We start from the raw sequence: 5,172 nt of genomic DNA, 5'->3' as shown, positions 1-5,172 counted from the left end.
CGGTTCTTTCGCTGAGCGAAAGATGACCCGACTTAACGCATGACGCGTCTTATCCTAGAAAACAATTGAGCGATTCAAAATGACGTTCTGCGTGAACGAACAAGCATCGCGGTTAGAACCGAAGCCGCGTCCATCGACTCGCTGCGGGTTTACGCTCGTCGAGATCCTGGTGGTTATTGTGATTCTCGGTGTCATGGGAGGCATGGTAGTGACGGCCGTTAACGGTGTCACCCGCAGCGCCCGACATGCACGAACCAAGATGATCATCTCGGCCGTGGACGGAGTGATCCAAGAGCAATACGACTCGTACAAGTATCGTCCTTTTCCAATCGTACTGCCGAACTTTTCACGCACCACGGGTAGTCCTCCAGTAACCGTAGACTACGAGGTTCTAGCGTACGAGGCAGCGAGGGTTCGCTTGATCATGACTCGCGATTTACAACGCATGGAGTTGCCAGACAAAGTTACGGACGTGTTACAAGGTCCGCTTCCGGCTCCACCCTGGCCACCTGCAACGCTTCCATCCCCATATTCGATGAATGCCCCCGCGTCCATCAAGGCAGTAGCAAATCGTGTTGCGGAATTTTCCAAAGGTCGAGTAAAGCGGCATTTCGATCAGCGTGCAGAATCGATCGTGACGTGGGATGCGACTGGCAAAATCAAGACCTACTACGATCGGTACCGCGTCAACCATTCACAAGGCAAATTTTGGTCACCAACAAATCAGGGCGCTGAATGCTTATACCTGATCATGTCGACATCGTTCGTGGCAGGTTCGCCGGCCATTGATGCGATTCCATCATCAAACATCGGAGATACAGATAACGACGGCATGCTCGAAATTCTCGATGGTTGGGGAACGCCGCTTGAGTTCATTCGTTGGCCTGCGGACTATAACGATCCAACCGGCGGCGTGCAGACCTCAATTCCTGACGAATTTGACCCCTTTCGCTCCGACTTTGGCTACACCGTGGGTACTGAGAAGGCGCCGTACTCGCTACGCCCTTTGATCGTGTCAGCTGGAAGTGATGGTGAATTCGGCATCGAGCCTACTGCGGCAGTCGACTACTCGACGCAAAAATGGCCGTTGTCATGCATGAACACAGAGGCAACGACAACTGTGGGCGACGAAAGTAAAGGAAGATCCGATCCGTATGTATTCCCTGACCCTTATTTAAGACATGAAGGGCTAACCGTACTTCCAGGAGCGATCACCGACAACGATGTGGCCGCCGACAACGTGACCAACTTTGCATTGCAGGAGTCACAATAATGTTTAGCTCATTGAACCAACAATCGATCAAGCGGCGGCCAGCCTTTACGTTGGTCGAATTGCTGGTGGTGTTATTTATCCTGTTGATGCTTGCGACCATCGCATTGCCAACTGTCAAACGTTTGTTGTCGGACCAAAAGGCATCGCGAGCGGCGCGAAACGCAGCGATCTTTATCGACGCCGCTCGCAACCGTGCGATTGCCGAGAATCGATACGTCGGCGTCCGGCTAGAACGGTTGGGAACAGGTTCATTTGGGCAAGCCGCTTCGATCCGGATGAGGCAATTGGTGGGCATCCCGCCTTATACCGGAGACTCTGCCGACGCGGTCGCAAGACTACAGTCATTAAATACTCCGACTCCACCGCCAGTTCTTCCGGCACCACCAAGTATAAACGCGGCGGAATTCGAAGCCAATGATTGTCCATTGTTGGCACTTAGCTCGCGGCTTTTAAATAACTCCGATCCTGACGACGACCACTTGGCTCCCATTCGCCTCGGAGACTTATTAGAGCTCTCTGGGGGACGTTCTGTCCCGATCTTATCGATTGTGGATGATTTTGCGAGTACAGATCCCGATCCACCAACAATTGTGACTGTGCGGTTTAATTTGAATGAACCCAACGCTAACAACAACAATACGTTTCCAGGGAAAGTTCGTGAACCGATTGATAGTTCACAACCGCTCATCTCTGACAAAAGGGAACCCGTCAAGTTTCGAATTCACCGTCGTCCGGTCCCCTCTTCGAGCACCACGTTGTCGCTACCACGTGGGGTAGCCATTGACCTGAATTATTCCGGCATTGGGGTCGCAGGCAACCAATTTTCGCCCGATGTTTCTGGAGGACTAGCCGCCGGTGACGTCGACATCGTTTTCGATCCCAACGGCAGCGTGGTCAGTGTGACGACCGACGTTTCCACCGGCGCAATGGGCTTTCCCGTTGGCAAGATCTATTTGTGTTTAGGAGACAGCGCCGGCGTGATGGCCGCGGGTGATGATCTATTTCAAAACAGCGGCCGCACGGTGGCGAACATTCGCAGTCTCGATTCGATTTGGATTGTGATCAATCCCGCCAGCGGACAAGTGGTTGTCGCACCGTTTGCCACGGCAAGCACGGCGCCGACCGCACCCGCCAATCCTCGTGACGCATCATGGGGGCCCGCGTTAACGCAGGCTCGATCGCTTGCCAACGCATCCGCCACATTGGATTCCGAACCATGATTCAAATGATTAAATACTCTCATCGTTTAGGCGTTACCCTTGTCGAGGTCATCTTCTCGATTGGTGTGATCCTGATTGGACTTTTGGGCTTGTTGTCCATTTTGCCATTGGCTGGTCATCGATCTCAGGATGCGATCAGCCTGAATGTGGGTGCTGCCATGGGCGATTCGGTTGCCAATGAGGTGTTGGCGCGGGGGTTGATTAACGAGAGTAATTTGAAGAGTGTCGATGGAAACGACATCGAGAGAACGTTAACCGGTTCGAGCACGCCGATCATCCCGCCGTTTTGCATCGATCCGATGTTTGCAGCCAATGCACCCGGCTCAGTCACTGGGACAGCCTACGAGAGCGATTTTTTTCCCTTTTACAAAGAATCGCATGACCCGCTGCTTGATCCGTCGGACGCCTCGTCGACAAATTCACCCGGGTTTGCCAATCAACCACGCTTGCTGAGAGTCGGGCTTGAAAATGCGACCAAAACGACCGGTGACACGCCGGCCATCCTGGCGAAGAAGCTCGAGATTGCTCGTACCATTGCCGAGAGCGGCGATGCATTGCAGGAATTTCGCCCTAAAGACCGATCGTTGCCGGCCACGGTAAGCGGTTACCGAGCCACCTCGGATTCGACAGGATCCAACTTTGGCAAAACGCTGTCCACCGGTGAGTTTTCTTGGATCGCAACGATCGACCCGTTTCCAGGAGACGAGAGCGCATTGATGTCGGTGATCATCTTGAGAAACCGAGAACGGGTCAGCGAGTATCAAGATGCTTCCGCTGATGCACCTCGCGAAAATGCCATTGCCGAACGACTCGCATTGGTCGCCAATGTGGTGGGGTTCAGTGGTGGTTCCGGAGGAACGGCCACGTTGATCTCGGCGGGCAACACCGTTTCCGATTTGCGGTCGGGTGATTGGATCATGTTGTCAACGAGCACTGATACAGCCACCCCATTCACTCGGGCTCAATCAGCGGTTCATCGCTGGTATCGTATTGCCGCGGTGACAGCAGAAGCGTCGGTCTTAACGCCGACTGACGATGACGAAATCACCCTTTCCGACGGCACCGTCGTGAACGTTTCTACGACCGGATCGGGGAATCGAACCTCGACCACGGTGTGGGCCAAAACAGTGATTTTGGATGGACCGGACTGGTCCGCCGGAGGGGCGACCTACGCCACGCTAATGGAGAACGTGGTGTCGGTGACTGAACGAACCATTTCCATCTCTGCATTCTAGACTGCGACCAAACCGGCACTTCGATGCCACCGCAAAACTACAACCTTTTCTGAATATCCGCCAATCGGGGCAACATCATGAAACGCAAACCGAACTCAGGCATCATCCTGCTTGTCGTTCTCAGCATGCTGACTTTTTTCAGCCTGTTGGTCGCTGCGTACCTTGTCTTCAGCAACCAATCGCGAGCGACGGCGTTTGCAATCGCCAGCACCAAAACGCGTGCGCCCCAGCCGAACAAGCTGCTCGACGACGCAATGATGCGTTTGCTTGTTGGCACCGGTGATGATTCGTTGTCGTTCTTTGGCGAAGATTTGCTCAGCGATTATTACGGACGAAGCGATGCTCTCGAGTTTCGCGTCATTGCCGGTGGCAGCCAGATCGGCACCAGTGGTTTTGTACGAGTTCGAGTTCAAAGGGAGCCAAGCGCTACGGCGATACGGCAAGTGGATGATCTGTTCGCCGGTCGTGTGATTACATTTGAAGGAGGTCCGCTGGAAAATCAATCTTATCGTATGGTTCGATCGCTCGACGTCACCGCGACGACTCAAGATTTCGTGATTGAACTTACTCCAGAATCACTCAACTCAACTATCCTGTCCTTTATCAGTTCCCCTCCCACCGGTTCAAATTCAGTAAATATCTGGATGAATGGAGCACCAAACAACGCGGCGGGAATCGGTTTCGACAATACCCTTACTGTTCCTGCGATATCGCGAACTGCAACTAAAGACAGGTTCGGTGGAACTGATGTTGGATTCACGCTACCAGTCGCATTGCAACCCAATCATCTTACGGCAGCAGCTGACAAAAGCAGCGATACACTTTCCGCCGGAAGCGATTTCGACGAGGGCTATGATGCTGCTGATTTCAACAACTGGTTTCTCAGCCATCGACACGCCGACGGGACCATCATCCCATCGTTTCATCGACCGTCGGTCATCAATTATATCTTGAATGAAAAGGACGACTGGGATTCCGGCTCGCGTTCGCCCGGCGATTATGCCGATTTAATGGCCAGCATCGCTCGAGCAACCTTTCGTCCACTGCCAATTGCAAATGCGCAATTGGGTAGCAATCCGGCGTTGAACGAATCTTTTACCGGAAGTAACAGTAGCTTTGCGCTTCGTAAGACGCTTCGGATCTCCAACGAGAAACTGGTCGACCAAGTCGCTCGCGCCTTGATTCAAGGCGACTGGGATGTCGATAACGATGCCGATGGCATCAACGACAGCATTTGGGTCAATTTGGGGTTGCCGCTCTTCACTGCACCCGATGGTAAACTGCTGCGTCCCTTGGTGGCACCGATGATCGAGGATCTGTCGGGACGATTGAATGTCAATGCACATCACAATTCGTCGTACACATCGGCAACGATGCTGGGCGTTTCGTCATCGGCCCCGAGGTGGGCGGGCGACTACACAGGGGCCGCGCAAGCTGCGTTTCG

At 53.5% G+C, this 5,172-nt stretch carries 3 protein-coding genes and 2 pseudogenes; all 5 read left to right on the top strand.

Annotated features, from left to right (window positions below):
* Positions 1–79: 79 nt before the first annotated feature.
* Positions 80–202, top strand: a pseudogene (locus ABX962_RS29600) (type II secretion system protein); the annotation flags it as partial.
* A gap of 333 nt (positions 203–535) precedes the next feature.
* The gene (locus ABX962_RS29595) at positions 536–1,273 is read left to right on the top strand and encodes a hypothetical protein (RefSeq protein WP_372724923.1); all 738 of its coding nucleotides are present in this window, start codon (positions 536–538) and stop codon (positions 1,271–1,273) included.
* Positions 1,273–2,493 carry a Tfp pilus assembly protein FimT/FimU gene (locus ABX962_RS29590; RefSeq protein WP_372724921.1) on the top strand — a complete coding sequence of 407 codons (1,221 nt, stop codon included), beginning with the start codon at positions 1,273–1,275 and terminating at the stop codon, positions 2,491–2,493. The genes ABX962_RS29595 and ABX962_RS29590 overlap by 1 nt, the downstream gene beginning before the upstream one ends.
* Positions 2,490–3,728, top strand: coding sequence for a hypothetical protein (locus ABX962_RS29585; RefSeq protein ID WP_372724920.1), 1,239 nt, complete (start codon positions 2,490–2,492; stop codon positions 3,726–3,728). Before ABX962_RS29590 ends, ABX962_RS29585 begins: the two co-directional genes overlap by 4 nt.
* A 77-nt stretch (positions 3,729–3,805) precedes the next feature.
* Positions 3,806–5,172, top strand: a pseudogene (locus tag ABX962_RS29580) (hypothetical protein); the annotation flags it as partial.

Origin of the sequence: Novipirellula sp. (genome assembly GCF_041583735.1) — a bacterium.
Classification (GTDB): Bacteria; Planctomycetota; Planctomycetia; order Pirellulales; family Pirellulaceae; genus Novipirellula.
Note: the sequence above shows the minus strand (reverse complement) of the source record. Positions and strands in the feature narration are given on the sequence as shown.

What these genes read in the sequence shown, in the direction of transcription:
- ABX962_RS29595 (WP_372724923.1), top strand. Translation starts at nt 536, where the DNA reads ATGAATGCCCCCGCGTCCATCAAGGCAGTAGCAAATCGTGTTGCGGAA.
- ABX962_RS29590 (WP_372724921.1), top strand. Translation starts at nt 1,273, where the DNA reads ATGTTTAGCTCATTGAACCAACAATCGATCAAGCGGCGGCCAGCCTTT.
- ABX962_RS29585 (WP_372724920.1), top strand. Translation starts at nt 2,490, where the DNA reads ATGATTCAAATGATTAAATACTCTCATCGTTTAGGCGTTACCCTTGTC.